21 protein-coding genes and 4 pseudogenes are annotated in these 26371 nt (G+C 68.9%); 10 read left to right on the top strand and 15 right to left on the bottom strand.

Going from position 1 to position 26371, the window contains the following annotated elements; translation table 11 throughout:
* Positions 1-4: 4 nt before the first annotated feature.
* The gene (locus IE97_RS42020) at positions 5-247 is read right to left on the bottom strand and encodes a hypothetical protein (RefSeq protein WP_199809804.1); all 243 of its coding nucleotides are present in this window, start codon (positions 245-247) and stop codon (positions 5-7) included.
* Between the two features lie 9 nt (positions 248-256).
* On the opposite strand from IE97_RS42020, the gene IE97_RS0109970 reads away from it, so the two are divergent.
* From IE97_RS0109970 to IE97_RS0109960, 3 genes and pseudogenes are all read left to right on the top strand, one after another.
* Entirely contained in the window at positions 257-1015 is a 759-nt protein-coding gene (locus IE97_RS0109970; RefSeq protein WP_234331794.1) for a hypothetical protein, read from the top strand.
* Positions 1016-1162: 147 nt separating this feature from the next.
* Positions 1163-1303, top strand: a pseudogene (locus IE97_RS0109965) (sugar kinase); the annotation flags it as partial.
* 35 nt (positions 1304-1338) lie between these two features.
* Positions 1339-1533, top strand: a complete 195-nt coding sequence (locus IE97_RS0109960; protein WP_030235091.1) for a hypothetical protein — start codon at positions 1339-1341, stop codon at positions 1531-1533.
* Positions 1534-1551: 18 nt separating this feature from the next.
* Here IE97_RS0109960 and IE97_RS0109955 read toward each other — a convergent pair whose 3' ends face one another.
* From IE97_RS0109955 to IE97_RS42850, 6 genes are all read right to left on the bottom strand, one after another.
* Complete coding sequence (locus IE97_RS0109955) at positions 1552-2976, bottom strand: family 43 glycosylhydrolase (RefSeq protein ID WP_030235086.1); 1425 nt, start codon at positions 2974-2976, stop codon at positions 1552-1554.
* A 386-nt stretch (positions 2977-3362) separates the two neighbouring features.
* Positions 3363-4793, bottom strand: a complete 1431-nt coding sequence (locus tag IE97_RS0109945; protein ID WP_030235082.1) for a glycoside hydrolase family 43 protein — start codon at positions 4791-4793, stop codon at positions 3363-3365.
* A gap of 856 nt (positions 4794-5649) precedes the next feature.
* Positions 5650-7296, bottom strand: a complete 1647-nt coding sequence (locus IE97_RS0109940; protein ID WP_030235079.1) for a glycoside hydrolase family 27 protein — start codon at positions 7294-7296, stop codon at positions 5650-5652.
* Between the two features lie 87 nt (positions 7297-7383).
* The gene (locus tag IE97_RS0109935; RefSeq protein WP_030235074.1) at positions 7384-8808 is read right to left on the bottom strand and encodes a non-reducing end alpha-L-arabinofuranosidase family hydrolase; all 1425 of its coding nucleotides are present in this window, start codon (positions 8806-8808) and stop codon (positions 7384-7386) included.
* A 156-nt stretch (positions 8809-8964) separates the two neighbouring features.
* Positions 8965-11271 (bottom strand): beta-L-arabinofuranosidase domain-containing protein, encoded by a 2307-nt coding sequence (locus IE97_RS0109930; protein WP_030235069.1) that lies wholly within the window; start codon positions 11269-11271, stop codon positions 8965-8967.
* Between the two features lie 133 nt (positions 11272-11404).
* Positions 11405-11659 carry an RICIN domain-containing protein gene (locus IE97_RS42850; protein ID WP_030235067.1) on the bottom strand — a complete coding sequence of 85 codons (255 nt, stop codon included), beginning with the start codon at positions 11657-11659 and terminating at the stop codon, positions 11405-11407.
* 946 nt (positions 11660-12605) lie between these two features.
* On the opposite strand from IE97_RS42850, the gene IE97_RS0109920 reads away from it, so the two are divergent.
* Positions 12606-13961 (top strand): glycoside hydrolase family 43 protein, encoded by a 1356-nt coding sequence (locus tag IE97_RS0109920; protein WP_030235062.1) that lies wholly within the window; start codon positions 12606-12608, stop codon positions 13959-13961.
* Positions 13962-14021: 60 nt separating this feature from the next.
* On the opposite strand, the gene IE97_RS0109915 is transcribed toward IE97_RS0109920, so the two are convergent.
* On the bottom strand, positions 14022-15005 hold the full coding sequence (locus IE97_RS0109915) for a GDSL-type esterase/lipase family protein (RefSeq protein WP_030235059.1): 984 nt from the start codon (positions 15003-15005) through the stop codon (positions 14022-14024).
* A gap of 3 nt (positions 15006-15008) precedes the next feature.
* On the opposite strand from IE97_RS0109915, the pseudogene IE97_RS0109910 reads away from it, so the two are divergent.
* Positions 15009-15740, top strand: a pseudogene (locus IE97_RS0109910) (ABC transporter ATP-binding protein); the annotation flags it as partial.
* Between the two features lie 124 nt (positions 15741-15864).
* On the opposite strand, the pseudogene IE97_RS0109905 reads toward IE97_RS0109910, so the two are convergent.
* From IE97_RS0109905 to rpmF, 6 genes and pseudogenes are all read right to left on the bottom strand, one after another.
* Positions 15865-16383: pseudogene (locus IE97_RS0109905) on the bottom strand (metal ABC transporter ATP-binding protein); the annotation flags it as partial.
* Positions 16382-16501, bottom strand: a pseudogene (locus IE97_RS42845) (metal ABC transporter permease); the annotation flags it as partial. The pseudogenes IE97_RS0109905 and IE97_RS42845, both read right to left, overlap by 2 nt.
* Positions 16502-16549: 48 nt before the next feature.
* Positions 16550-17035: a Fur family transcriptional regulator gene (locus IE97_RS0109900; RefSeq protein ID WP_078603155.1), complete on the bottom strand. Its 486-nt coding sequence runs from the start codon at positions 17033-17035 to the stop codon at positions 16550-16552.
* 39 nt (positions 17036-17074) lie between these two features.
* On the bottom strand, positions 17075-17902 hold the full coding sequence (locus tag IE97_RS0109895; RefSeq protein ID WP_037844166.1) for a class I SAM-dependent methyltransferase: 828 nt from the start codon (positions 17900-17902) through the stop codon (positions 17075-17077).
* A 74-nt stretch (positions 17903-17976) separates the two neighbouring features.
* Complete coding sequence (locus IE97_RS0109890) at positions 17977-19164, bottom strand: GTP-binding protein (RefSeq protein WP_030235044.1); 1188 nt, start codon at positions 19162-19164, stop codon at positions 17977-17979.
* Positions 19165-19171: 7 nt separating this feature from the next.
* Positions 19172-19342, bottom strand: a complete 171-nt coding sequence (rpmF, locus tag IE97_RS0109885) for a 50S ribosomal protein L32 (protein ID WP_030235043.1) — start codon at positions 19340-19342, stop codon at positions 19172-19174.
* Between the two features lie 191 nt (positions 19343-19533).
* Here rpmF and IE97_RS0109880 point away from each other — a divergent pair, with 191 nt between their 5' ends.
* The 5 genes from IE97_RS0109880 (at position 19534) to IE97_RS0109860 (ending at position 24955) form a co-directional block, all read left to right on the top strand.
* The gene (locus tag IE97_RS0109880) at positions 19534-20478 is read left to right on the top strand and encodes a metal ABC transporter solute-binding protein, Zn/Mn family (RefSeq protein WP_030235040.1); all 945 of its coding nucleotides are present in this window, start codon (positions 19534-19536) and stop codon (positions 20476-20478) included.
* Between the two features lie 45 nt (positions 20479-20523).
* The gene (locus IE97_RS0109875; RefSeq protein WP_030235036.1) at positions 20524-21417 is read left to right on the top strand and encodes a metal ABC transporter ATP-binding protein; all 894 of its coding nucleotides are present in this window, start codon (positions 20524-20526) and stop codon (positions 21415-21417) included.
* 11 nt (positions 21418-21428) lie between these two features.
* Positions 21429-22331 (top strand): metal ABC transporter permease, encoded by a 903-nt coding sequence (locus tag IE97_RS0109870; protein ID WP_030235033.1) that lies wholly within the window; start codon positions 21429-21431, stop codon positions 22329-22331.
* Between the two features lie 114 nt (positions 22332-22445).
* Positions 22446-22763 carry a DUF1490 family protein gene (locus IE97_RS0109865; protein WP_030235028.1) on the top strand — a complete coding sequence of 106 codons (318 nt, stop codon included), beginning with the start codon at positions 22446-22448 and terminating at the stop codon, positions 22761-22763.
* A gap of 2 nt (positions 22764-22765) precedes the next feature.
* Entirely contained in the window at positions 22766-24955 is a 2190-nt protein-coding gene (locus tag IE97_RS0109860; RefSeq protein WP_030235024.1) for a heavy metal translocating P-type ATPase, read from the top strand.
* A gap of 381 nt (positions 24956-25336) precedes the next feature.
* On the opposite strand, the gene IE97_RS0109855 is transcribed toward IE97_RS0109860, so the two are convergent.
* Positions 25337-26323, bottom strand: coding sequence for an aldo/keto reductase (locus IE97_RS0109855; protein ID WP_030235021.1), 987 nt, complete (start codon positions 26321-26323; stop codon positions 25337-25339).
* Positions 26324-26371 lie beyond the last annotated feature (48 nt).

Raw genomic sequence — 26371 nt, 5'->3', positions numbered from 1 at the left:
TCCGTCACGCGGCTGCCCGGGTGCGGGAGGCGAGCTGGGGGAAGGGCTCTTCCCATACGGTGCGCACGGTGCGGCCGACGAGGGTGCGTAGCACCGGCCACAGATGGAGAAGCAGGTCCTGGTTGAGGTAGCGGGGCAGGTCGTCGTGCAGGCCCTCGTGCCGAGCGCCCGTCGTGTCCGGCGTCAGATCGCGAGCTTCGAAGCCAGTCCCTCGGGGCTGCGGCACGCCCATCGTGTCGACACCCATGACCGGGCCATGCTCCGTCGGTCCGCCATGCCCGAACTCCGGACTCCCCAGAGCCACAGGGACGCCGTCTACAACTTCGTATGCCTCGACTCGGCGGCTGTCGCCCTCGCGGCAGCCCGTCTGGCGAAGCAGTACCGCACATCCGTGGCCGCCGTCCTGCAAGCCGCGTACGCGCGCACGCTTGCCGAGCACCTCGGCATCGGCACCTGCGTGTTCAACACCGTGATGCCCAACCGGCAAACCACCTTCGCCCGCGAGGCGGTGGCCCATATCGCGGGCAGGGCCCTCGTCCCGGTCGACACGTCCCTGGGCAGCGACCGGTTCCCGGCGCTGTGCCGAGCCGTCGACACGGCACAGGTCAGATCCTCCTCCGTCAGTCGGCGCGAGCCCGACCGCTACGCCAGATCCCTGGACGAGGTCTCCGCCGAACTGGGCCGCTCCGCACACAACCCGTACGTGGTCAACATCCGCGCCATAGCGCCCCGCACGCTGATCCGGGCTCGCGCGGACAGGGCACCGCAGGACCTCGACCGAGCCATGGCGTCCAGCCGTTACCGACGATTCCCCACACCCGTCGACGCGTACTCCGGAAACCTCTCCTTCGATGTGTGGAGCATGTTCGAGACAGCCGGAATCAGTCTCGGGACGGATCCGACGTCGTTCGACGCGACGGATCTCGAACAGATACTGCGGTCCTTCGAGAGCCGGCTGGTCGGAGCCGCGATCGGCGGTCACACCGCAAGGAGCGGCTCCTTCGCCGGCGCGTAGAGCGCGGCGGAGCGCGGACGGTCGGCGTCGAGATCACTCACGACGCCGGGTGTGCTGCCTGATGCGAGCGGCCTGCCTCTCTGACTGAGCATGTGGTGCGGTTTTCCGGGCGACGGTGCCGGCCGCCGTGGCCGCCGACACCCGGCCGGGGCCGGCCTGGAGCAGGCCCTGGTCTACGGCACCGCACACGACGCGCTCACCATGACCACGCCCGGAGACGTCTCCATGGCCTCGCTCGCCGAGGTCGAGGCGCTCATCGCGGGCGGAGCGGCCCACGTCAGACGCTGACCGGTGCCACCACCCCCGTATCCCAGGAGCACGCCTTGCACCAGCGGAAGATCCAGAACACGTCCGTCGCCCTCACCGAGCTGGGCTTCGGGGCGTCCGTGCTTGGCAACCTCTACCGCGTCACCCCGGCCGACGACGCGCCAGCCGCCGTGGACGCGGCCTGGGAAGCCGGCCTGCGGTACCTGCGCTCGGCCGAGCCTCTCCCCGTCCGGACGACAGAGCGGGAGTGACGGGCGGTCGCTGACTGCTCACTGGGCGTAGAAGGTGGCGTCGGCCCGGTCGGTCGTCGTGCTGAGAGCCTGGACGTACAGCAGGTAGTTGTAGTGGCGGATGTAACGGCCCGGGAGGTTGTACGACTCGTACGAGACTCCGGCGGAGTCCGCGAGGCCGGCCCGGGCGGTGTAGGAGGCGTCGGACGCGAACTGCGCCGTCCCGTCGTTCTTGTCCACCCACACCTCGGAGTTCTTGTGACGCAGGAAGTAGCCGGGGAAGTTCGCCGACTCCAGGGAGACGGTGCCTGTGCCGGCGAGACCGGTGACCACACGGAACTGCGAGTCGGCCAGCGGGGAGACGTTCGGCTCGATCTTGGCGCGGTACTCCCAGTGCCGGATGAACCGGTCGGGGAAGTTGTAGGAGGAGAGCCGGATCGGGGTGAGGCCGTCGGCGACCGGGATGCCGAAGTCGGGCGTGCCGTCGGCCTTCCAGTAGATCTTCTGCACGCGGGTGCGGCGGTTGGGGTCGTTGAGCGGGGAACCGCTGATGTCCCTGTAACTGCGGTCGTGGTAGACGAGGATGTCCGACTTGCCGTCCTCGGAGACCGTGAACTGGTTGTGCCCGGGACCGTACTGGCTGGTGGCGGCGAAGCTGGCGAAGACCGGGCCGGCGCTCTTGGCCCACGACGAGGCGCTGAGCAGGTCGGCCGAGGCGGACGCGGTCAGCATGCCCATGCAGTAGTTGGCGTCGGTGGCACTGGCCGAGAAGGTCATGAAGACCTTGCCGCCCCGCTGGATCACGGCCGGGCCCTCGTTGACCGTCTCCCCTCCGGCGGTCTCCCACGAGGCGGTCGGCCGGCTGATCATGACCGGTGTGCCGGTGATGGTCCACGGGCTGGACATCCGCGCCACGTAGATGTTGGTGCCGCGGCCGACGGCCGGGTCGTTCTGCGCCCAGGCGAGGTAGCGGGTGCCGTTGACGACGAAGGTCGTCGCGTCCAGGGAGAAGGTGTCCAGCGGCAGGGCGATACGGCCCTTCTCCGTCCAGGTGCCGGTGATCGGGTTCGCGGCCGTGCATTCCAGGACGTAGGGCCGGATCCGCCAGATGTCGTTGGCGGCGCCGGCGGCGAAGTAGATGTACCACTTGCCGTCGATGAAGTGGATCTCCGGAGCCCAGATGTGGGCGCCCATCTCACCGGTGGCGTGCTTCGTCCAGATGGTCGTCTCGGCGGCCGAGGTGAGTCCCTGGATCGTGGTGGCGCGGCGGAGCACGATGCGGTCGTACGCCGGGACGGTGGCGGTGAAGTAGTAGAGACCGTCGGTGTGCTTGAAGATGTGCGGGTCGGCCCGCTGCTCGGCGATGGTGTTCGTGTACGTCACACCGGGGGAGGTGGGCACGGCGGCGTGGGCGGTACCGGTCGAGACGCCGGTGACGGTGGCGGCGGCCGAGCCGGCGATCATGCCGAGGACCGTTCGACGGCGGAGCGCAGGTCTCACTGAGTACTCCCTCTGGTGCTGGTGTTGGTGCTGGTGTACGGCGGACGCCTCTTCACGCAGGTCGATATATCGAACATCGTTCGTAAGTTCGGCCAGAAGGTAAGTTCTGCACCTTTCTTCGTCAACACTTGTCACACAAGTATCCGGAACGGTCCCGCCGCAGTTCACCTGTGCGGGTGGCGGAGATGACGACGGCGTGATGCAGGCAGTCGTTGGCCGTCTTGTCACTGATGACGGCCCTCATAGGGCAGGTTCTGCAAGTACTTCAGCGATGGCCACTCGGCAGTAGATCACTGGAAAAGGGGATGCCGGCGCTCTCGCCAAGGCGCCGGCGTCGCTTTCGGTGCGGGTCAGTTCGTCATGCGGAAGGTGGCGTCGCCGCGTCCTGCCGCGGTGGTGATCGGGTCGAGGCGGAGTTGGTAGGCGTAGTGGCGGATATAACGGTCGGGGTGGTTGTACGACTGGAAGGACGACCAGCTCGCGTCGGCGAGCCCCGCGACCTGCCGGAAGGTGGCGTCCGCAGCGAACTGGGCGGTGCCGTCGTTGCGGACCAGCTGGAAGTCGTATCCGGCGTGCCGCAGGAAGTACCCGCGGTAGTTCACCGATTCGAAGGAGACGGTGCCGGTGCCCGCCAGGCCGGGCCGCAGCCGGAACTGGGCGTCAGGGCCGGTGATGTTCTGGTCGATGCGCACGTCGAAGTTGGCGTGCCGCACGTACCGGTCCTGGAAGTTGTACGACTGGAGCCGGTTGGCCGGGATGTCGCTCCAGCGTGCGAGCACGCGGGACTCCTCGGCGGCCGTGAGGTTCAGGATCGAGCCGTGGCGCTTCTTCGTGACGCCCATGGAGTAGGTTCCCGACGCCGGAATCCGGTAGGTGCCGGGGGCGGAGGGGTTGGTCGTCGTGACCGGCATGTACCCGCGTCCGGAGGAGTACTGGTCGAGGTAGAGCGCCCACTCGTTGCGGTCGCGGAACTTCATCCACATCGGGCCCTCGACCTGGGCACCGGTCAGGCCGATGCCGGAGAGGTTGCCGAGGTTGGTCCAGGTTCCGAGGATCGAGTTGCTGCCTTCGAGGGTGATCTGCCCGTCGCCGGAGGCCCGCACATAGCGGTAGTTGCCGACGCCGGCCGGCATCTCGACGATCTGGGTGTCGATGATCTCCTGGGTGCCGGGGCGCTCGATGTAGATCTGCGGGGTGGTGATGGAACGGAAGTCGCTGGTGTGGGCGTAGTAGATGCGGTGCTTCTTTACGCCGTCGACCGGCTTGTTCGTCGCCCAGTACAGGACGTAGTCGTTGGAGGCCGGGTCCCAGATCGCTTCCGGCGCCCAGGCGTTGCGTCCGTCGGGGATCGCGCCGGCGACGTCGAGCAGCCACGGCTCCGACCAGGTGATCAGGTCCGTCGACTCCCACACCACGAGGTTGCGGCTGCCGTTGTACACGGCGGCCTCCCAGTTCTGCCCGCAGCTGATGCACAAGTCCGTCGCGATGATCCAGTACTTGTCACCGTTCGGGGATCTCACCAGTGCGGGGTCGCGCACTCCCTTCGTGCCGATCGTGGAGCGAAGGGCAGTTCCGCCGGCGTTGAGCTCAGTCCAGTTCAGGCCGTCCGTGCTGTACGAGAAGTAGATCTGCTGACCGTTCGACCCCTCCCCGATGAAGTGCGTCATCAGGTAGCCCGGGTCGGCGGCGGCCGCCCGGTCCGGGGTGAGCAAGGCTTGGCCTGTGAAGAGCAGGCACGCGGCGAGCAGTATCGCCGACAACCGGGCGCGAAGCGCGGACATGTATGTCTCCTGTCGTTCTGCTAAGGCCACCACCGGGCACGCGGAAGGGGCCGACTGATTCCGGGTGACGCATGTCTCCCAGGTGCGGTGTCCTTCACAGTGGTGACGGCACGCCTGTCACCCGAGTGGGGCGGTCGGGGTGCCGGGGGCCGACCGAGCGGTTGTCGATGCGAGCGGGGTCTCGGTCTCCACTGCCGGGGAGGTGGAGCCTCCGTAGTCGACTCCCTGTCCACCGAGGTGAGTTGTCCGATAAATCGAACGACGTTCGTAAAGTCGGGCAGACGCTAAGTGCGAGGAGCGGGATGCGTCAATACCTCCGGCAGCAGTAGCCCGTGGGACCTGAAAAGGTGTCGCAGTTGGTCAGCATGGCGTTCCACCGGAGCAGGCCTGGACTGGCTGACGCCCAGCGCGCCCCGACTGCCGAAGCCCCGCTCAACGAAGTTCACGTCGGCCGGCCGCCCACCCGGTGGCCACCGCGCCACCAAGGTGGCCGAATGGCCCGCCCGTAGCGTGGGGTTCGTACGGATCCGGGCCAACGCGGCCACCGGCGGGTACGCCAACGTGGGCGGCGTCAGGATCGGAGGCCGGACGGCCAAGCCGACCCTGGGCTCCACCACGCTGCCGACGACGGCACCGTCTACCGACCTGCACCGACCCCGGCGGCGATGGCAACTACGAGATCAAGGGTGTGGGCAGCGGCAGGTTGCTGGAGGTCGTAGTGCAGACCGTGGAGATGCCCGCTTCCTCCACGGTCTGCCGTTCGCGCTCAAAGTCCCGGTCCCGGTGCAGGAGGGGCAGTCCCCGCAGCCTGATCAGCTGTCGTGGGACTGCCCTCTTCCGCCCGGACGTCTGCCTGTTACGGGAGCGCAGTCCACTTCTGATTGTTCTGGCCGTTGCAGGTCCACAGGACGACCGGGGTCCCGTTGGCGGTCCCGGCCCCGTTGACGTCGAGGCACAGCCCGGCATGGACGTTGCGGATCGACCCGTCGGAACCGACGGTCCACTTCTGGTTGTTCTGGCCGTTGCAGGGCCAGATGATGACCGGCGTGCCATTGGTGGTGCCCTGGTTGGAGGCGTCCAGGCACTTGTCGCCGTAGACGCGGATCTCGCCGCCGGCCCAGGTGGTCCACAGCTGGTTGGCGGCCGTGTGGCAGTCCCAGATCAGCGTCTTGGTCCCGGCCGCCGTGGCGGCACCGTCCACGTCCAGGCAGCGGCCGGACCCGGTACCGCGCAGGCGTGCGGTGGTGGAGGCCAGGGGGCTGCCGCCGGTCACCTTGAACACGGCGACACCGTGCGCGGGGACGCTGGCCGAGATCTGCCCGGAGGTGGTCGACGTGCCGCCGGTCCACAGGTCGGTGAGGGTGAACGAGCTTCCGGACAGGCCGACTTGTGCGGCCGTGGTGGTGACGGTCGCGGTGTTGCCGCCTCGGTTGAACAGGCCGACCGCGACGGAGCCGTCGGACAGGGGCTTGGCGAACACCTCGGTGTCGCCGTCGTCGCGGACCCGGCGTCCGCCCGCGCCCAGCGGGTCCTGGTTGACCCCGAGCAAACGCGGGTTGCGCAGGATGGCGCTCACGTCGGCGGACATGGTGCGGATGTCGTTGCCGGCCATGAGCGGGGCACTCATGAGTGCCCACAGGGCGAAGTGGGAGCGGGACTCGGTCAGGGACAGGCCGGGGCGGCCGACGACCAGCATGTCGGGGTCGTTCCAGTGTCCGGGACCCGACTGCGCGGCGAGCGGGGCGGTGACGTCGAGGACGTTGCCGACGCCCATCGGGTAGCTGTTGGTGTTGTTGTTCTGCCAGATGTCGAGCAGGTCCTCGGTCGTCCGCCACAGGTCGGCGACCTCGCCCCAGTTGTACTTGTCGCCGGTGGGGGAGTGGAAGCTGTTGGGGTTGATGCTGTAGACGATCGGACGGCCGGTGGCGCGCAGGGCGTCGCGCATGATGGTGAACTGTGCGATCTGCTCGCTGAGGGTGCCGCTGCCGGAGCACCAGTCGTACTTGAGGTAGTCCACGCCCCAGGAGGCGAACGTGGTGGCGTCCTGGGCCTCGTGTCCCTTGCTGCCCGTGGAGCCGGGGTAGGTGCCCACGCCCTGGGCGCACGTTTTCTCGTTGGGGGCCTGGTAGATGCCGAACTTCAGGCCCTTGCTGTGGATGTAGTCACCGAGCGCCTTCATGCCGCTGGGGAACTTGGTTGGGTTGGCCCGCAGGTTGCCGGCCGCGTCGCGCTGCGGGTCGAACCAGCAGTCGTCGACCACCACGTACCGGTAGCCGGCGTCGCGCATACCCGAGGACACCATCGCGTCGGCGGCCTGACGGACCTGCTCCTCGGTGATCCCGCACCCGAAGCTGTTCCAGCTGTTCCACCCCAGCGGCGGGGTGAGCGCGGGGCTGCCCGGTGCGGCCTCGGCGGTCGTGCCGACGGAGGCGGTGACGGTGGCGGTGAGCGTCAGTGCGGTGGCCGTGAGGAGACGCAGCAGTCGTCTGTGCAGGGGAACCATGGTATGTCCTTCCCGGGAGGCAAAGCGGAAGCTGCTTCGCCTCCCTCAAGGGGCAAGGTCACGAGCTGGTGATCATGTGCGCGCGGGTCAGCGCCGCAGGGTGAGCAGGCCCGGCCGGTACGGCAGCTTCAGGTAGTCGGTGCCGTTCGAGTTGGGGTCCCTGCCCTGGTAGAGGAACTGCAGGTTGCAGGGGTCGATGGTCATGGTCTGGTCGGGGTTGGTGCGGACCAGGTCACCGTGGCTGATGTCGTTGGTCCAGGTGGCACCGCTGTTGGCCTTGCCCGCGAAGGGGTTGCTCTCGGTGGCGGCCTGCGGGGTCCACGGACCGTTCAGGCTGGAAGCCGTGAACGAGCGGAAGAAGCGCTGCTCCGTCGCGCCCCGAGCCTCAACGATCATGAGGTACTGGTTCTGGCCTTGGACCTTGTAGACCTCCGGCGCCTCGAACAGGTTCTTCTCCGTGTCGCTCATGACCGTCTCGTACGATGAGCCGAAGCTGCTCGGGAAGTTCCCGATCGGCATGGTCGACTTGAAGATGCTGCCCTTGTCATTGGCGAAGAACAGGTACATGTTCTGGTCGTCGGCGATCACGGTGGGGTCGATCGGGCCGCCTGTGGGGAGGCTGCCGGTGAACAGCTCCTGCGGCGCGGACCAGCCGTTGGGGTTGGTGGGGTCGCTGGACGTGCGGTAGGTGAAGGGCCAGGCGGTGCCCCACCCGTTCGAGACCAGCACCCATATCTTCTTGGGTGCGAAGTAGAAGAGTTTGGGCGCCACCGCCGACCCGCTGATCCTGGTCTGGCCGGCCGAGGCCATGTCCGACCAGTTCGTGAAGGGCCGGAACGTCATCGCGCCCCACGACGATCCGTCAGAGGTGGTTGCGTAGACCAGGTGCTGACCGTTGTACGTCACGGTGGTGAAGTCCTTGAGCGCCACCGAGCCGTTCGCCGGCTGCGCCAGCGGACCGGTCGACGTCCACCGGTATGTCGACGGAAGGGAACACGAGTTGGGCGTCCCGGCCAGGCCGGTCCATTTCTGATTGCTGCCGCCGTTGCAGTTCCAGAGCTGCACCGCCGTGCCGTTGGCCGTGGCGCCGCCGCTGACGTCCAGGCACAGTCCGGACTCCACGGCGACGATCGTGCCGTCGGCGTTCGCCCGCCACTGCTGGTTGGTCCCGCCGTTGCAGGACCAGATCACCGGCCGGGTACCGGCCGTGGTGGCGTGGCCCGGGACATCCAGGCACTTGTTGCCGTACACGGTGAGCTGGTTGTTGTCCGTCAGCGTCCACTGCTGGTTGGTACCGCCGTGGCAGTCCCAGATCTGCAGGTTCGTGCCGTCGGTCTGGGCGGCACCCGGAACATCGAGACACCGGTTGGAACCGACACCGCGCACGGCGCCGGTGGTGGGGGCCGCCTGAGCCGGATCGGCGACGAGCGTCGCCGCCGACGCGACCAGAGCCGCGAGCACTACGGACAGATGTCTGCGGCTGAAACGTAGTCTGCGCAATGCGGACCTCATTCGTTGAGTGAGCGTTTCCGGTTCGGCCCCGTCAGAGGCTGTCCGGACTGTCGATGTGCTGCGCCTCGACCTCTTTTGTTCCGGATATCGAACGAAGGTCGAAAGGTCGAGCGCGGTGGAGGATGGAGACCGACCAGGATGTGCTTCCTCGGCGGCCTAGTTCCTCACGATGCGCCACCGGTTGTCGGCAGTGCCGTCGTCCGAGTCCTGGACTGCGAACGCACCCACAGCGGTGGAGTTGTTCGCGATGGCGAGCAACTTGCCGCTGTTCTCGTTGCGGATCTTGTAGGTTCCGTCTCCCTGGTCGAGCAGCGTCCATCGGTGGTCGGCGGTGCCGTTGTCCGACCATTGCAGGACGGTCGCGCCGTCTGCCGTCGACATGTTCGAGACGCCGAGCACCTTGCCGCTGTGGGCGTTGCGGAAGCGGACCGCGTTTCCGTCGGCGATCATGTGCCAGTCGTGGTCGGCGGTGCCCGAGTCGTTCCACTGCAGAGCGCGGCCACCGTCGGCCGTGGACATGTTCTGGATGCCCAGCACGAGACCGCTGCCCACGTTGGCGAGCCGGACGGTGCCGCTGGTGTTCCAGTAGACGGTGTAGTTGTGGCCGTGCGCGTCGTGGAACGGGCCCAGGTTGACGGTGGAGCCGTTGGCGGTCGCGGTGAAGGCGAGCGAACTGCTGCTGGTCCGTGTGATCGAGGACGTGTTCAGCGTCGGGAGGGAGCTGAGCGAGGAGTCACCGTAGTTGCCGGACAGGACCACCGGGCCGTAGGTGATCGCGGTGACGTTCGGGTTGTCGTTGGCCGCTCGCATGATGACCCGCATGGGCAGACGGACGGTGACCGTGTCGCCGGAGGTCCAGGAGCGGGTCAGGGTGGCGTAGCTGCCGGGGGTGGTGGTGATGTTCTGCCGCGTGCCGTTGACGCTGATCGTGGCCCCGGCGGTCCAGCTCGGGATGCGGATGCGCATCGCCCACGTGCCGCTGACGTTGCCGGTGACCTGCAGGGTCGTGGTGTCGCTGACGGGGTACGTCGTGGTCTGGGTGACCGTGATTCCGCGCTCCGACCAGTTGAGCACCGAGGGCACGAACAGGTTCACGATCAGGGTGGTGTCACTGCGGAAGTAGATGGAGTCCATCAGCCTGGTGTGCATCTCCAGGCCTGTGCCCTGGCAGCACCAGAAGGTGCCGTAGTCGGTGCTCCAGGTGCCGCCGCCCCACGCCGGGCCCACACCGCGGCGGCCGCCCGGATTGAGGGGGGTGAAGTAGGTGACGTGGCCGTGGTCGTCGGCCGGGTTCTGCTGGCCGATCATCTGGTTGAGCCACGCCCGCTCGTAGTAGTCGAACAGCGCGACCCGGTTCGGGTCCAGCGCGAACAGTTCCCGGGTGAGGAGGAGCATGTTGAAGGTGTTGCAGCTTTCGCAGGTGTCCTTGTTCAGGTAGCCCGCGATGGCGTTCGGGGCGCGAAAGTGCTCCGCCTGGCTGTTGCCGCCGATGGCGTAGGTGTGCGCGTTGACGGTGAAGTTCCAGGCGTTGGTGGCGATGTCCCGGTAGCGGGTCGTGCCGGTGGCCTTGTACTCCCGGGCGGCCCCGATCCACTTGGGCACCTGCGTGTTGGCGTGCAGTCCGCTGAGCCGGTCCTGGCCGGACGCCAGGGGGTCGAACACCGCGGCGTGGTCGAACCGCTGGGCGACGGTGAGCCACCGCGCGTCGCCTGTCTGCTGGTAGAGGTCGGTCAGCACGGTGTTCATGCCGCCGAACTCGGTCTGCAGCATGGCCTGCATCTGCTGGCTGCTCAGCCTGCCGGTGCGCCAGTCGACCCATGCGGCCAGGGCGAGCAGCACGTCACGGGCCTGTGTGCTGCCGATGTGGCGCCATACGTCCAGCAGGCCGGCGAGGGTCTTGTGGATGGTGTAGTACGGCACATTGCCGTTGCTCAGGGTCCGCTGTTCGAGAGCGGTGAAGTCGGACTCGGGGTAGCCGGAGAGGTACCCGGCGCTGAAACCGGCGGCGCCGTTGTTGGCCTGGCATTTGGCCAGCTCCGCGACCATGTAGGTGGCCTTGTCCCGGCAGACGGTGTCCCCGGTCACGGCGTACAGCTGTGCCCAGGCCGTGAGGAAGTGCCCTTGGACGTGGGTGCGGAAGGGGAAGTTCGGTGCGTCCCAGCCGCCGGTGGCGGCGGCGCCGTTGGTGGAGAGCCGGTGGTTGGAGCGGAAGTTGTACAGCAGCCGGTCGACATCGACGAACCGCAGATAGTTCTGCGTTCGGTTCTGGTTGTCCAGCCACCGGCTTGCGGTGAGCCGGACCTGGCCGAATTCGAAGGGGTGCGCCAAGACCCCTATGTCGGCCCTTGCGGGAGGAACGGCCGCCTGCGCGGGAGATGCGCCCATGAAGGATCCCGTGGCAGATGCGGCGACCGTGGCCCCGGCTACTTGCAGCAGGCGCCGTCTGCTGACGAAGGAAGACATCTTGCACCTTTCGATGACGAGAGAGCGAGTGCTTGGTCGTTGACACCCGGCGAGACTTCCGCCTCCGACCTCAGGAGCCCGAGCCGGTGACGCGGTGGAAGGTCCATCGCTGGTTGGAACTGCCGACGTCGCGCTACTGGATCAGCGCGACACCGTCGGCCGTACTGCCTCCCTTGACGTCGAGCACCTTGCCGCTGTTGCGGTTGACCAGGACGAACTCGCCCCCGGTCTGCGGGCGCGGCTGCCACTGCTGGCTCGTCCGGCCGTCGGCGGTCATCTGCACGACCGCCGCGCCGTCCGCCGTCGAGGACCCCGCCACGTAGAGCACCTTGCCGCTGCGGACACAGGCGATGGTGTGATAGCCGCCCCCGTGGACTGGAAGGCCCACTGCTGGTTCGACGCGCCGGTGTCGGCCACTGGATGATGGCGGCGCCGTCCGCGTTCCACGCACGGTAGACGTCGGCGACCTTGCCGTTGCGCACGCTGACGCACGTGTGGACCCTGGTGGGCGCGATGGTGTACTGCACCGAGTCGACGTCGACGTAACCGGTGCCGTTCGGGTTGCAGGTGTAGAGACCGACCCGGTCACCGCGGTGTCCGCCCCAGGTGAGCTGGTAGGTGCCGCCGAACGGAAAGACGTTTCCGACGAGGCTGCAGGAGAACCGTCTGACTCCGTCGACGTCCCAGGTGGTGCGCTGCCGCACGGCGTTCTGCGTGATCGCCGAGAAGCCCTCGTCGGGCGTGTCGAGGTACAGCCAGTCGCCCCGCGTGGATGCGGAGGGCGCCCGACATGCCGGGCGAGTACCCGAACGTGCTGGTGATGCCGTAGTAGTCGGAGCCGACCCGGATGCAGTCTCAGTCGCTGAAGTCGCCCGGGAGGATGAGTCATCGCGTGGACGGGCGGTTTTCCCACGCGAAACACCGCCTGGATCTCGAGGGCGTCGAAGTCCGGTGTCCAGGCGGTGGGGTAGGGGAAGGGCTCGCGCCTGGAAAGCGCGCGGTTCGGGGCATGGGGGGTGGGTTCCTTCCGGAGGCGGGACCGCTCTCGCACCGCGAATGACCGATATTCCGAACATGGGTCGAACTGTCGGACGGGTTGGGCGCCGAACGTAAAGGGTTTCCCGTGCGGAAGTCAACGTGTGTGACAGTGCGGCTTCTTCGATATCCGGGCGGCGCGAAATGCGCGGAACGGTACCCGTCGGAAACATTGACGGAACCACGGCCCAAACTTATCTTCTGCTCGAAGTTACGCACACTGTTCGCTATGTCGAACAATCGCATCCCTTGTCACGGGGCGATTCGGCCCATCGGACTGGCCGAGCCCGGAGGAAGAGTTGAACAGAACCGTAAGAAAGTTGCTCGCCCTGCTGTGCCCGCTGCTGCTGGTCCTGCTGGGCGGCGCCGTCTTTGAGGGCACCGCCTCCGCCGCCCCGCCGGCCGGGCAGGCCACGCGGTACACAATGACCGCGTTCACCAACAGCAGTGAGTCGAACCTGTATGTGTACGACTCGCCGGACGCCACCGGATTCACCCTGCAGAAAGGCCCCGCCTACACCCCGCCGTCCGCGCTGATCCGGGATCCCAGCATCTTCAAGTACACCGACGGCTACTACTACCTCACTTACACCACCAACTGGACGGGGAACACGATCGGTTTCGCCCGGAGCACCGACCGGGTGAACTGGACGTTCCTGTACAACTACACGATCCCGATCAGCGGGCTGACCCGCACCTGGGCACCTGAGTGGTTCATCGACACGGACGGCAGCGTCAACGTCATCGTGTCCCTGACGGCGGCGAGCACCGCCACCCATTTCACCGCCTACAAGATCACGGCGACCAACGCAGCGCTGACCACCTGGTCCGCGCCCACCCAGCTGTCCGGTATCGGCCCGAACTACATCGACACCTTCATCGTCAAGGTCGGCTCCACCTATCACGCGTTCACCAAGAACGAGACGACGAAGTACATCGAGTACGCCACCGCCTCCAGCCTCACCGGCCCCTACACCCTGCGCAAGACGGGCGACTGGGCCGGCTTCGGCGACTGGGTCGAGGGTCCGGCCCTGGTCCAGCTCGACAACGGCGGCTGGCGCATCTACTACGACGGCTACCGTGCCGGGAAGTACTGGTACAGCGACAGCTACGACAACTTCGCCACCTGGTCCGCGCCCACCGAGGTGCCCGGGCTGTCCGGCTTCATCCGCCACGCCACCGTGCTGAAGGAGACAGTCCCCGGCGGTGTCACCCTGCCCACCAACGCCACCAGGTCGCTGCGGTTGGTCAACTACCCCGACCGGTACGCCGCGGAACACTCCGACAGCCTCGGCTACATCGACCCGGTGAGCACCTCCAGCAGCAGTGCCGTCAAGCAGAGCGCCACCTTCACCGTCGTACCCGGCCTCGCCGACGCCAATTGCTACTCCTTCCGCGACTCCTCCGGCCGCTATCTCCGCCACTGGGACTTCCGGGTCCGCTTCGACAGCAGCAATGGCACCGACACCTTCAAGAAGGACGCCACCTACTGCGCACGCCCGGGCAGCGCCTCCGGCTCCGTCCGCCTGGAGTCGTACAACTACCCCGGCCGCTACATCCGCCACTACAACTACGCCCTGCGCGTGGACCCCTACCAGAACACCGACACGTTCCGCGCCGACAGCTCCTTCGCCGTGGTCAGCCCCTGGGCCTGACCTGTCCGCGATGTCCTCCCGAAATCTGAGTTTGTCAGGCCCAGATCTCGGGCTCGGGGTTCATCCGGTGGTCAGAGTGGTCCACTTCTGGTTGGAGCCGCCGTTGCAGTCCCACAGCACGAGCTGTGTGCCGTCGGCCGTGGAGGAGCCCGGAACATCGAGGCAGCGGCCGGAGGCGGGGTTGCGGTAACCGCCGTTGTAAGGCTGCCAGACCTGATTGGCACCGTCGCCGCAGCTCCATGTCTGGACGGCGGTACCGTCGGCGCTGTTGGCACCGTTGACGTCCATGCACTTGCCGGCGATGCCGGACTGCACGCGGGCGGGCGCGGGGGCGGGGTTCTTCAGCCACCCGGCGCTGTCCGCGGACTGGACACCACGGTGGAAGGCGTCGGCCATCTTCTGATAGCCCGCGTCGTTGGGATGCAGGGGGTCGGCCAGGTCGGCCGCGGTCAGACTGCTCATGTCGACGAACGCGACGCGTTTGCCCGCGGCCTGCGCGTCGCTGACGATGCGCCGGGTGGCCTGGTTGCACGTGCCCCGGAACCGCTCCTTCGAGCTGCTGGTGGACACGACCAGGGAGGCGACGAGGACGGTGGCGTCGGGGACGTCGGCGGTGATCTGGTTGACCAGCGACCTCAGCCGGGCGATGGCGCTGTCGGCCTCGGAGGCTCCTTGGAGGTCGTTGGTGCCGATGTGCAGCGTCACGACGTTGGGCCGATAGCGGGTCAGTGAGGCGTCGGCGAGCGCCGCGATCTGGTCGATGCGGTACCCGGAGTGGCCTTCGTTGTCCGGATCGGACATCGAACCGTTCCGCACCGTGCCCACGAAGTCCAGGGGATGGCCGTCCGCCGCGAGCCGGTTCCATAACGGCGCGCGGTAGCCGTTGCCCGTACTGCTTCCCACGCCCCAGGTTATCGAGTCGCCCAACGGCATGACACGCAAAGGCGTGTTGGAGGCGGCGGAGGCAGGGGCCACACCTGTCGCCGTCACCCCGAGCGCGACAGCGACAAGCGTGGTCAGGGACTGAGCCCAAGGTATTCTCATGCTCCCCTGCCGCCTGGTCCGCTGGGTGTCCGGCTGCACGGCGTGCGGTTCGACTACGGCGGACAGCCCGTGCTGGACGGCGTAGACCTGACCGTCCCCCCGGGTCGGACACTCGCCCTGGTCGGCGTCTCGGGAGCCGGCAAGTCGACGTGCGCCCACCTACTGGCCCGGTTCTGGGACCCCTCCCAGGGAGCGGTCCAGCTGGTGCCCGCCCACGGCGACCCCGTGGACATCCGGGACGTGAGCGACCCCGAACTGCGGCGGGCGGTCGTCCTCGTGGGACAGGAGACACCCCTCTTCCACGGCACCCTCGCAGAGAACCTGCGGCTCGCCGCACCCGAAACGGACGACGATCTGCTCGCCGCGACAGCGCGCCGGTGCGGCGTCGACCGGATCGCCGCGATGGACACCCTCGTCGGGGAGCGCGGCGCGACCCTCTCGGGAGGACAGCGGGCCCGCATAGCCCTCGCCCGCGCGCTGCTGGTACGCCCGCGCGTCCTCGTCCTCGACGAGTCCACCGCCCACCTGGACAACACCGGCGACGCCCAGCTCGCCGCCGCGCTGCGGGAGGAGGGCCGCACCACGATCGTCATCGCCCACCGGCCGGCCACCATCCGCCGTGCCGACCGCATCGCCGTACTCGAGAAGGGTCGCATCACGGAAGAGGGAACCTGGGAGGATCTCACCCGCCGCCCCGGCAGCGCGCTCAACCGCGTACTCACCACCTCGTCCTGAGTACGGGACCCCGCCCCCGGGGCCCGGGCAGGGGAGGCTCAGGGGCGCGGGCACCTGGAAACGCGCTGGGGTCGCCCGCCTTCGGCACCGCCCGTGCCCGCCCCACCGGTACTCCACGACGCGTTCACACAGACGCAGGCTGCCAGATCCTGGACAGGGCCTCAGGGGTGAGAACCTGCTCGGGCGGGCCCTGCCCGACCAGCCGTCCGTCGCTGAGGAGCAGGCAGGCGTCGGCCGAGCGGGCGGCCTGCAGGTCGTGCGTGGCCTGGACGACGGTCGTGCCGTCGGCGACCAGGTCCGTCAGCAGGACCGTGATCCGCTCCCGGGCCTCGGGGTCGAATCCGGTGGTCGGCTCGTCAAGGAGCAGCAAGTCCGACTGCTGGGCGAGGCCCTGGGCGATGAGGACGCGCTGGCGCTGCCTGCCGGACAGCTCGCCGAGCTGGCGGGCGGCGAGGTCGGCGACGCCCAGTCGCTCCATGGCGGAGTCGACGACCGCCCGGTCGTGCCGGGTCAGCCGCCGCCGCAGCCCGCGCTCGCCCCAGCGGCCCATCTCCACTGTCTGCCGTGCGGTGAGGGGGAGTGCGTCACCGACGGCACCGCGCTGCGGGATGGAGGCCGGTGGGCGGCCCTTCGTGTAGTGGAGGTCTGATGGGGATGGAGCTGCCGCGGGCGAGCAGGATGCCGCCCTCGATCGAGCCGACCGCGAAGACCATGCCGAGCAGAGGCATGCGCACGGTGCCCCGGGCGGTCGCTGCGGCAGGGTGACGACCACGCCGGGAACTCGCCCGCCCATCGGGGCGGGCGGTGGTTCAGGCGTGTCGGTCCGTGAGGGCCGGTGTGGTGTTCCGGATGAAGTGGCACCGGTCGCACACGCCACTCAGTTCGACTGTGTGCTCGACCTCGGCGAAGCCCATGACCTCGGCCACCCTTTCAGCCCATCGCTCGACCGTGTCCGCCTCCACCTCCGTGCTGAGGCCGCAGTCGCGGCAGACGAGGTAGTGGCGGTGTCCGTCGGCGGGTCGTGGCCGGTAGAGCCGTTCTCCGCTCTTCTCCCGCACGACGTCGACCTGTCCGGCGCGGTCCAGGGCGTGCAGGGTCCGGTACACCGTGGTCAGGCCGATGGTGATGCCGTCGGCCTCCATAGCTTCGTGCAGCTCTTGGGCGGAGGTGAAGCCGGTCTGCTGATGCAGGGCGTTCATGACGGCCTTCCGTTGCCGTGTCGTGCGCAACGGCGCCGGCAGCTGTGTGGCTGATGTTTCGCGCAGAGACACCCACCTCCAGGAGATGACGCACATAGTAATCATTTCCATGACGGCGCACCGCCGCGTCGGCTGTCAGGGCAGGCGCAGGAGGTTGAGCCGGTACCCCTCGGCCTGGGGCAGGCGTTGCGCGGCGATCGCGGACACCATCTGCTGGTAGGGCAGCGGTAGTTCGGCCAGCAGGGGGCCGGGGAGGCTGGTGAGGGTGTGTGATGCCAGCATGCCGGTCCCGGGGCGCCAGTCGGCCAGTCCGGCCGGGTCGGGGCAGTACCAGTGCATGCGGGCGTCGACCTTGCTGAGGGCGTCGTGCTGTTCCTGGGTGTCGAAGAAACCCGGGCCGGCGGTGTCGAGAGCCATTAGGGAACCGGGGAAGCGGTCGGCGAGCAGGTCGACGACCCGGCGCACATCGGGTTCGTGCAAGTAGGGCAGTACGGCCTCCGCGACGAACAGGCAGGGCCCGTCGGCGCGCGAGGCCACCTCGGCGGCCCATGACTCGTCCGTCACCGAGGCCGCGATCATCGTCCGGCGCGGCGTGTCCGTGAAGAAGGTGCGCCGCAGGGTGATCACATCGGGCAGGTCGAGTTCGAACCACCGGGCGCGGCCGTTGTCCACGCGTTCGTACCGCGTGTTGAGGCCGGTGCCGATCTCCACCACGGTTCCGTCGGGGTGCTCGGAGAGGAAGTCCCTCACCCATCGGTCGAACAGAAGGGTGCGCAGCAGAGCACCGGTGAGGCTGGGGAGGTCGTCGAAGCGTCCGAAGTCGTAGTCGATCGAGGCGACGATCTCTTCGGCCCGCGCGTCCCGCAGCAGGGCCTGTTCCTTGCGGTTCTCCGCCGCGCGGGCGTACAGGGGGATGAGGAGTGTCTCCTGCACCGTTCCCAGGCGCGGCTTTTCCCTGTCCATGAGCGGCCTCCCTGACGCGGGTGTGCACCGGGTCGGATGGTGCCGTGGCTGCGACCACCGTCCGGCCCGGAGTCTCAGTGCCCCGTCACGGTGGTGAGGGGGTCGTGCTCGTGCGCGCAGCTCTCGTCGAATCCGTAGGTGTCCCAGGCGGGGAAGGGATCGGTGGCGGGCGGGGCCTCGTCGTCCCGCATGAGGCAGTCGGCCAGGGCCGCCCGCAGGGATTCCGCGTTCAAGTCGGTGCCGATGAACACGAGTTCCTGGGCGTACGGGCTGTCGTTGTCACGCGCGGAGGAAGGTTCGAAGCGTGCCACGGAACCGGCCTGGGACCACAGTCCCGTCACACGCGGCCGACTGGCCAGCGTGAAGAAGCCCTTGGACCGGAGGACCTGCCCGTGAGCGCCGCTGTCCAGTGTCTCCGTCACGAACGTCCACAGCCGCCCGGGATGGAAGGGTGCCGCGGAGCGGAAGACGGTCGAGGAGATGCCGTACTCCTCCGTCTCGGGCACGTGGTCGCCGTTGAGTTCCCTGACCCAGCCCGGAGCCTGCTGTGCCCGCTCCAGGTCGAAGCGAGCGGTGCCCAGGACCTCTCCGGCCGGCACGCGGCCCCGTACGGCCGGCACGATGCGGGCGGCGGGATTGAGGCGGGCCAGGGTGGCCTGCAGCCGGTCGACGGAGGCCTCGTCGACAAGGTCGAGCTTGTTGAGGACGATGACGTCGGCGAACTCGATCTGGTCCATGAGCAGGTCGCTGACGGTGCGTTCGTCGTCCTCGTACTGGTCCAGGCCCCGTTCGGCGAGTTCGTCGCCACCGGCGAGCTCTGGAAGGAAGTTGGCGGCGTCCACGACCGTGACCATCGTGTCCAGCCGGGCCAGGTCGCCGAGGGTGGCGCCGTCGTCGCGGGTGAAAGCGAAGGTGGCGGCCACCGGCATGGGCTCGGAGATGCCGGAGGACTCGATGAGGAGGTAGTCGAAGCGGCCCTCGCGTGCCAGCCGGTCCACCTCTTCCAGCAGATCGTCGCGCAGGGTGCAGCAGATGCATCCGTTGGTCATCTCGACCAGGCGTTCCTCGGTCCGCGACAGAGCCGCCTCGCCGCCGCGTACGAGGGCGGCGTCGATGTTGACCTCGCTCATGTCGTTGACGATGACGGCGACGCGCAGGCCCTCGCGGTTGGTGAGGACATGGTTGAGCAGAGTGGTCTTGCCGGCCCCGAGAAACCCCGACAGGACGGTGACGGGAAGGCGCGGCGAGGGGGCGTGAGTCATGCCGGGATCAGCCTTCAGGACGGAGCAGGCCACGCTCGTACGCCTTGGCCAGCCGCTGCGGGACGCGGTACGCGACCCCGTCCACCGTGACCGTCACCAGCTGAGGCGTGGTGGCCTTCCACTGAGCGCGACGGTGCCGGGTGTTGCTGCGCGACATCTTGCGTTTGGGCACGGCCATGGGGACCTCCGGGTGCGACTGGTGGGCGGCCGAGACGATACATGAAAATGGATGTCATTACGATTGTCGGGCTCTGTCCGTCCGCCCCTCGAGGTCGCGGTGGTCGCCGCCCGCTTCGGTGGAGGGGTCGGGGAGGTAGGGGGAGAATGCAGGTGATAACGGTTTTTGTTTCGCCGGCGGGAGGACTGCTCATGCGGGCGTTCTCAGGTCGCAGCCCGGGGATCGTCGCCGGGGCTGTGCTCGCTCTGCTGGGCGGCTGCGGTGCCGCCGAGTCGTCCCCCTCGTCCCCCTGGTCCCCCTCGTCCCGCGAGGCCGCCGCACCGGCCCCCGTTCCGGTGGTTGCCTCGACCAATGTGTACGGGGACGTCGCCAAGCAGATCGGAGGTGACCGGGTGAAGGTCGTCTCGATCATCAACGATCCGGCACAGGACCCGCACGAGTACGAGGCGGAGACACGCAACCAGCTGGAACTGTCCCGAGCGAAGATCGTCGTCGAGAACGGCGGCGGCTACGACGACTTCATGGGCGAGATGCTGCGCGGCGCGAACAACTCCTCGGCCGAGGTCATCACCGGCGTGGAGGCGTCGGGCAAGGTCCCGGACGACGGCGGAGAGTACAACGAGCATGTCTGGTACGACATGCCCACCATGGGCCGGCTGGCCGAGCGCGTCGCCGACGCCCTCGCGCAGGCCGCCCCGACGGAAGCCGACGCCTTCCGGAAGAACGCGACCGATTTCAAAGCGGACCTGGACACCGTCCGGGCCGCGGAGGCACGAATCGAGAAGGAGCGCGGGGGCACCGCCGTCGCCGTCACCGAACCGGTCCCGCTGTACATGGTCGAGGCGTGCGGGCTGCGGAACGTGACGCCACCGGACTTCAGCGAGGCCGTCGAGGAGGGCGACGAGGTCTCCGCGCGGGTCCTGCGGGAGACGCTCGGGCTGGTCGCCGACGGGACGGCAGAGGCGCTGGTCCTCAATGAGCAGACGCCGACTTCCCAGACCGAGAGGGTGGAGCGGACCGCCCGGGACAACGGTGTCCCCGTGGTTACCGTCACCGAGACCCTGCCTTCGGGCCAGGACTACGTCGCCTGGATGACCGCCAACGTCGACGCGCTCAGGCGCGCCCTGGACACCTAGTTCAGGCCCACCCTGGACATCGAGCGGACACCGCCACGGAATGCCATGGATCGTACAGAGGCCCTCGCATCGCCTTCCCGCCACGCCACCCGCCGGGAGACCGGCCGTGCCGCTCCGGTGATCAGCCTCCAGGGCGGGACGCTCGTCTACGGGGGCCGGGTGCTGTGGCAGGCTCTCGACCTCGACATACGCCCGGGCGAGTTCCTGGCGGTGCTGGGCCCGAACGGGTCCGGCAAGACCAGTCTGCTGCGCGTCATCCTGGGCAGGCGACCGCTGACGGCCGGCTCACTCACGGTGCTCGGCCACGCTGCCGGGCACGCCGGACGGCACATCGGGTACGTGCCGCAGCACCGGTCCCTGCCCGCACACACCCTGGTCCGAGCGCGTGACGCGGTACGGCTGGGCGTGGACGGGCATCGGTGGGGTCCCCGGCTCGGCCGTCGTGCGGCCCGCCGCCGCGCCGACGAGCTCCTGGAGGCGGTCGGGGCGGCGTCGTTCGCGGACGTACCCCTCGGCCGGCTGTCCGGGGGCGAGCAGCAGCGGGTCCGCGTGGCGCAGGCTCTCGCCACGGACCCGCGGGTCCTGCTGTGCGACGAGCCGTTGCTCTCCCTGGACCTTCAGTACCAGCGCGCCGTGACGGCCCTCATCGATCGGCGTCGGCGCTCCGCCGACACCGCTGTCGTGTTCGTGACACACGAGATCAACCCCGTGCTGGGGATGGCGGACCGGGTCCTGTACCTGGCTCCGGCAGGGTTCCGGGTCGGCCCGCCGGAGGAGGTCATGACCAGCTCGTCTCTGACGGAGCTGTACGGGACGCGGGTCGACGTCGTCCATGTACGGGACCGCGTCGTAGTCGTCGGAGCGCCCGACGCGGCCGTGCCGCACAACCATGGGAACGGGGCGAACGGCAGGACCTCGAGCGAGGGCGGGCCGGGATGAGACTATCCGGAATGCTCTCCGGTGGGGTCGCCGCACGCGGAGACGCGCGGGATCTGTGGCAGGAGGTCTTCGACTTCGGTGACTACGGCGAACTGCTGGGCCTGGTCCAGGGCTCCCTGGTTGCCGGCGTCCTGCTCGGCCTGGTGGGCGGGCTGGCCGGAGTCTTCGTGATCATGCGTGATCTGCCGTTCGCCGTGCACGGGATCAGCGAGCTGTCCTTCGCGGGCGCCGCCGCGGCCCTGCTGCTGGGCGTGAACGTCGTGGCGGGGGCCATCGTCGGGTCCCTGCTGGCGGCCGCCGCGGTCGGCGTCCTCGGGGTCCGCGCCCGTGACCGCAACTCCGTGATCGGCATCATCCTGCCCTTCGGCCTTGGCCTGGGCGTACTGTTCCTGTCGCTCCACGAAGGCCGGGCGGCGAACAAGTTCGGCCTGCTGACCGGCCAGATCATCGCGGTCGACACCCCGCAGCTCGCCTGGCTCGCCGGTACGTCGGCGGTGGTGCTCCTCGTCCTCGCGGTGGTGTGGCGACCGCTGACCTTCGCCAGCGTCGACCCGGCGGTGGCCGAGGCCCGAGGGGTGCCGGTCCGCGCGCTGTCCCTGGGGTTCATGCTGGTCCTCGGGCTCGCGGTGGCCCTGTGCGTACAGATCGTCGGGGCGCTGCTGGTGCTGTCGCTGCTCGTCACGCCCGCCGCGGCGGCCGCTCGGATCACAGCGTCGGCCGCGCTCCTGCCCCTCCTGAGCGTGTTCTTCGCGCTCGTCGCGATGGAGGGAGGGATGCTGCTCTCCCTCGGGAGCAGCGTCCCCGTGTCCCCGTACGTCACGACGATCTCCTTCCTGATCTATCTCACGTGCCGGATGTACGGCTCGAGGCGGGTCGGCCGACTCGCCGGAGCACGTCATGAGGGCGCAGACTGAAGGAGGGGTCGCCGTCACGAGGCTCATACAGCGTATGCCGAGCCTTTCCGGCCTCTCAGGATCGTGGCGTTCGCCGCCGGGCATCGCCCGACGCCGATCCGGAAGGAGCGGCTCATGAATCCCATGGCTGTCGCTGGTGCCGCAGCCGGGCGACTGGCCCACTACGCAGTATCCGGAGTGGTGGGCGGCCTGATCATCCGCGGCCTGTCCAGGCGGCTGCCGGACGGCACGTCGGCGGCGCGCAAGGCCGTCGTCGGCGGCATCGCGGGCGGGATCGTCGCCGGGCGCTGGCTTTCCTCGGCCGCCGAGGAGGCGCGGCTCAAGGCCGGTGACATGCTCGCGGAGGCCCGGACGAGCCTGGGCGAGGAAGCACCGCCGCCGTCTGCCGTCACGGTCGAGGGCCACGAGCACGACCACGGACACGAGCACTGATCATGTCCGAGGCGACCGTGCGCTCGGTCGCCACCGGCCGAGTGCGACTGACCGTACCGTGGCTGCGGTTGCATCCCGGCAGCGCGGGTCTTGTCGACGACCGGATGGCCGGCCTACGCGGCTTCCGGGCCCTGCGCGTCTTTCCCCGCACCGGCAGCGTCATCATCTGGATGACCCCCGATCTCCTTGACGTCGACCGGCTGGTCGCCGCGCTCGAAGAGGCGCCGCCTCCGTCCGAGCCCGCCAGACCCACCCGCTCCGCTCCCGACTCGTCCACCGGCGAGGTGGTGCGGCTGGCCGTCGGCGGTGCCGTGCTGGCGCTCGTGGCGGTGCGGCGGTTGCTCGCCAGGCCCCGTTTCCGCTTCGGCTCGTCCGGTGCGGGCGGCGTACTCACCGTCCTGTTCACGGGACTTCCGTTCTTCCGGGGTGCCCTGCGCTCGCTGCGCGGCCGCGGCGCACCCGGCACGGACACTCTGGTCACCGCGGCCACGCTGATCTCCCTCGTGCTGCGCGAGAACGTCGTGGCGCTCACAGTGCTGTGGCTGCTGAACATCGGCGAGTTCCTCCAGACCCTCACCCTGCGCCGCACCCGGCGTGCCATCGAGGAACTGCTGACCATCGGTGAGGAACGCGTCCTCGTCGTACGCGAGGACGGCACCGAGGCGGAGGTCGCCCTCGACGAGGTGGCACCGGGCGATGTCGTCGCCGTGTACGAGCACCACCGCATCCCTGTCGACGGACATGTCCTGTCCGGGGAAGCCCTGGTCGACCAGGCGGCCATCACGGGCGAGGCCCTGCCCGTCTACGCTCAGGAAGGCAGCCACGTCTACGCCGGGACGATCGTCACCTCCGGCTCGCTCACGGTACGGGCCGACCAGGTCGGGCGGGACACCACGGTCGGACGGATCATCACCCGTGTCGAGGAGGCTCAGTCCGACCGGGCGCCGATCCAGACGGTGGCCAGCCGCTTCACCCGCCGCTTCGTGCCGGTCTCGTTCGGGCTCGCGGCGCTGACGTACGCCGTGACGCGAGATCCTCGCCGGGCCATGACCATGCTGCTGATCGCCTGCCCCTGCGCCGCCGGACTGGCCACGCCCACCGCGATCAGCGCGGCCATCGGCAACGGCGCGCGGCGCGGCACCCTCATCAAAGGCGGCACCCACCTGGAGGGCGTCGGCCGAGTCACGGCCGTGGTCTTCGACAAGACCGGCACCCTCACCTTCGGCAAGCCGTTGGTGACGAGCGTGGTGACCCTCAGCGACCGGTTCACGGCCGACGAGGTCCTGAGCCTGGCCGCATCCGGCGAACTCCACGCCCGGCACCCACTGGCCCAGGCCATCGTCGCCCACACCGAGCAGCAGCACCTCCACGTGCCCATCCACCAGGCGTGCCAAGTCGTCCTCGGCATGGGCATGCGCGCTGAACTCGACGGCACCCGGCTGCTGGTGGGCAGCCCCGCCCTGCTGCGCCGGCACGGGCTCGACCTCGATGGCGACGCCCAGGGCTGGACCCAGCGGCTGCGCTCCGGCGGCGAGACGGTCATCTGCATCGCCCAGGACGAGAACCTGATCGGCATCCTCGGCGTGTCGGACGCCGTACGCGGCGGAGCGGGCACCGTCATCCGGCAGCTCCGCGATCTCGGCGTGTCCCGGCTGATCCTGCTCACCGGCGACGCCCCCGAGACGGCACAGGTCGTCGCGGACACCCTCGGCATCACCGAAGTCCACGCGCATGCCCTGCCCGAGGGCAAGCTCCAGCTCATTCGCGACCTCCAGGAAGAGGGCCACACCGTCGCCATGGTCGGAGACGGCACCAACGACGCACCGGCCCTCGCCCTCGCCGACGTCGGCATCAGCATGGGAGAACACTCCTCCCACGTCGCCTTGGAGACCGCCGACATCGCCCTCGCCGGCAACGATCTGCGCCAGGTCGCGGCCGTCGTGGAACTCAGCCGTCACACCCTGCGCGTGGTCCGCCAGAACTACGGCCTGGCCATCGGCGTCAACCTGCTCGGACTCGTAGCCGGCGCCGGCGGTTCCATCAACCCCGTCGTCGCAGCCCTGCTGCACAACACCAGCAGCATCGCGGTAGTCGGCAACTCCGCCCGCCTGGTCAACCACACCCCCCACCTGCCGCGCACGACGGACGACCGGGTGACGGCCGCACCGCTTGAGGACCGGCGCGTACGCTGACCGGCCGTGGTCCCCTCGGCGCATGGCCCGGCAGCACCACGGGCCGTAGGATCCGTCGGTGTCACGGACGCCGAGGCGCAGGTGAGGATCAGCAGCCGGGGGCGGGGTGGCCAGTGCCTGGAGGATGGTGGCGACGGCGGTGGCGGTGACTTCGCCGCGGCGGGCGGATGAACCGCAGCGGGGCGTGGGCGGCTGACGCGCGGGCACCGAGGTCCTGAGCCCGCAGACCGAGCCCTCGGCGGTTGCCGCGGTCCGGCTCGCGCTGAGCAGGCGGACTGCCCGTCGGTGACGCTCGTTTGACGCTCCGGGTATCCGTACGCAGGGGGATGAGCCGAACCACCGGCATCCGTGCCGCCCCCGCGCGAGCTCTGCGTATCTCTCTTACTTGTCGACCAGGGACATGTGGTGCTCGTTGTAGCGGTCGCCCTGCACGCCGATACGGCGGGCCAGTTCGTTCAGGTCGGCCAGTTCGTCTGCGGAAAGGGGCAGTTGAGTGGCGCCGACGTTTTCTTCTACGCGGGGCAGGCGTCGTGTTCCCGGGATCGGGACGATCGACGGGTGCTGGGCGAGGAGCCAGGCGAGGGCGACTTGGCCGGGTGTGGCGCCCTTGGCCTGGGCGAGCGTCGCGACGTGGTCCACCAGAGCCTGATTCGCGGCGCGGTTTCCTGCGGAGAACCGGGGGATGGTGGCGCGGACGTCGCCGTCCGTGAACGACGTCGACGCGTCGACCGTCCCGGTCAGGAATCCCTTGCCGAGCGGGCTGAACGGCACGAAGCCGATGCCGAGGGCCGCGCAGGTGGGCAGCACCTCCGGTTCGGGGTCCCGGGTCCACAGCGAGTATTCGCTCTGCACCGCCGTCACCGGATGCACGGCGTGGGCGCGGCGGATGGTCTGCGCACTGGCCTCCGAGAGCCCGAAGCAGCGCACCTTGCCCTCTTGGACCAGTTCACCCACCGTGCCGGCAACGTCCTCGATCGGCACGTCCGGGTCGACGCGGTGCTGGTAGAGCAGGTCGATCGTGTCCACTCCGAGGCGCCTGAGGGAGGCGTCGGCAACGGCTCGGATGTGTGCGGGGCGGCTGTCGAGTCCTGCGGGCGTGCCGTTCTCGATGCGGAAGCCGAACTTGGTGGCGATCACCACCTGGTCGCGCAGCGGTGCGAGGGCTTCTCCGACGAGTTCCTCGTTGACATACGGCCCGTACACCTCTGCGGTGTCGACGAACGTGACGCCGCGTTCGACGGCGCCGCGGAGTACGGCGATCATGTCCTCGCGGTCACCGGGATTGGGGCCGTAGCTCTGGGACATGCCCATGGCGCCGAGTCCGATCGCGGAGACGCGCAGGTCCCGTCCGAGCGTTCGTGTGTGCATCGTTCTCCTCCTTGCCGCCCACCCGCTCGATGAGCCGAGTGGGTCTGT

Origin of the sequence: Streptomyces sp. NRRL S-455 (genome assembly GCF_000717875.1) — a bacterium.
Lineage (GTDB): Bacteria > Actinomycetota > Actinomycetes > Streptomycetales > Streptomycetaceae > Streptomyces.
The sequence above is the reverse complement of the archived record's forward strand: the minus strand, read 5'-3'. Positions and strand labels throughout refer to the sequence as shown.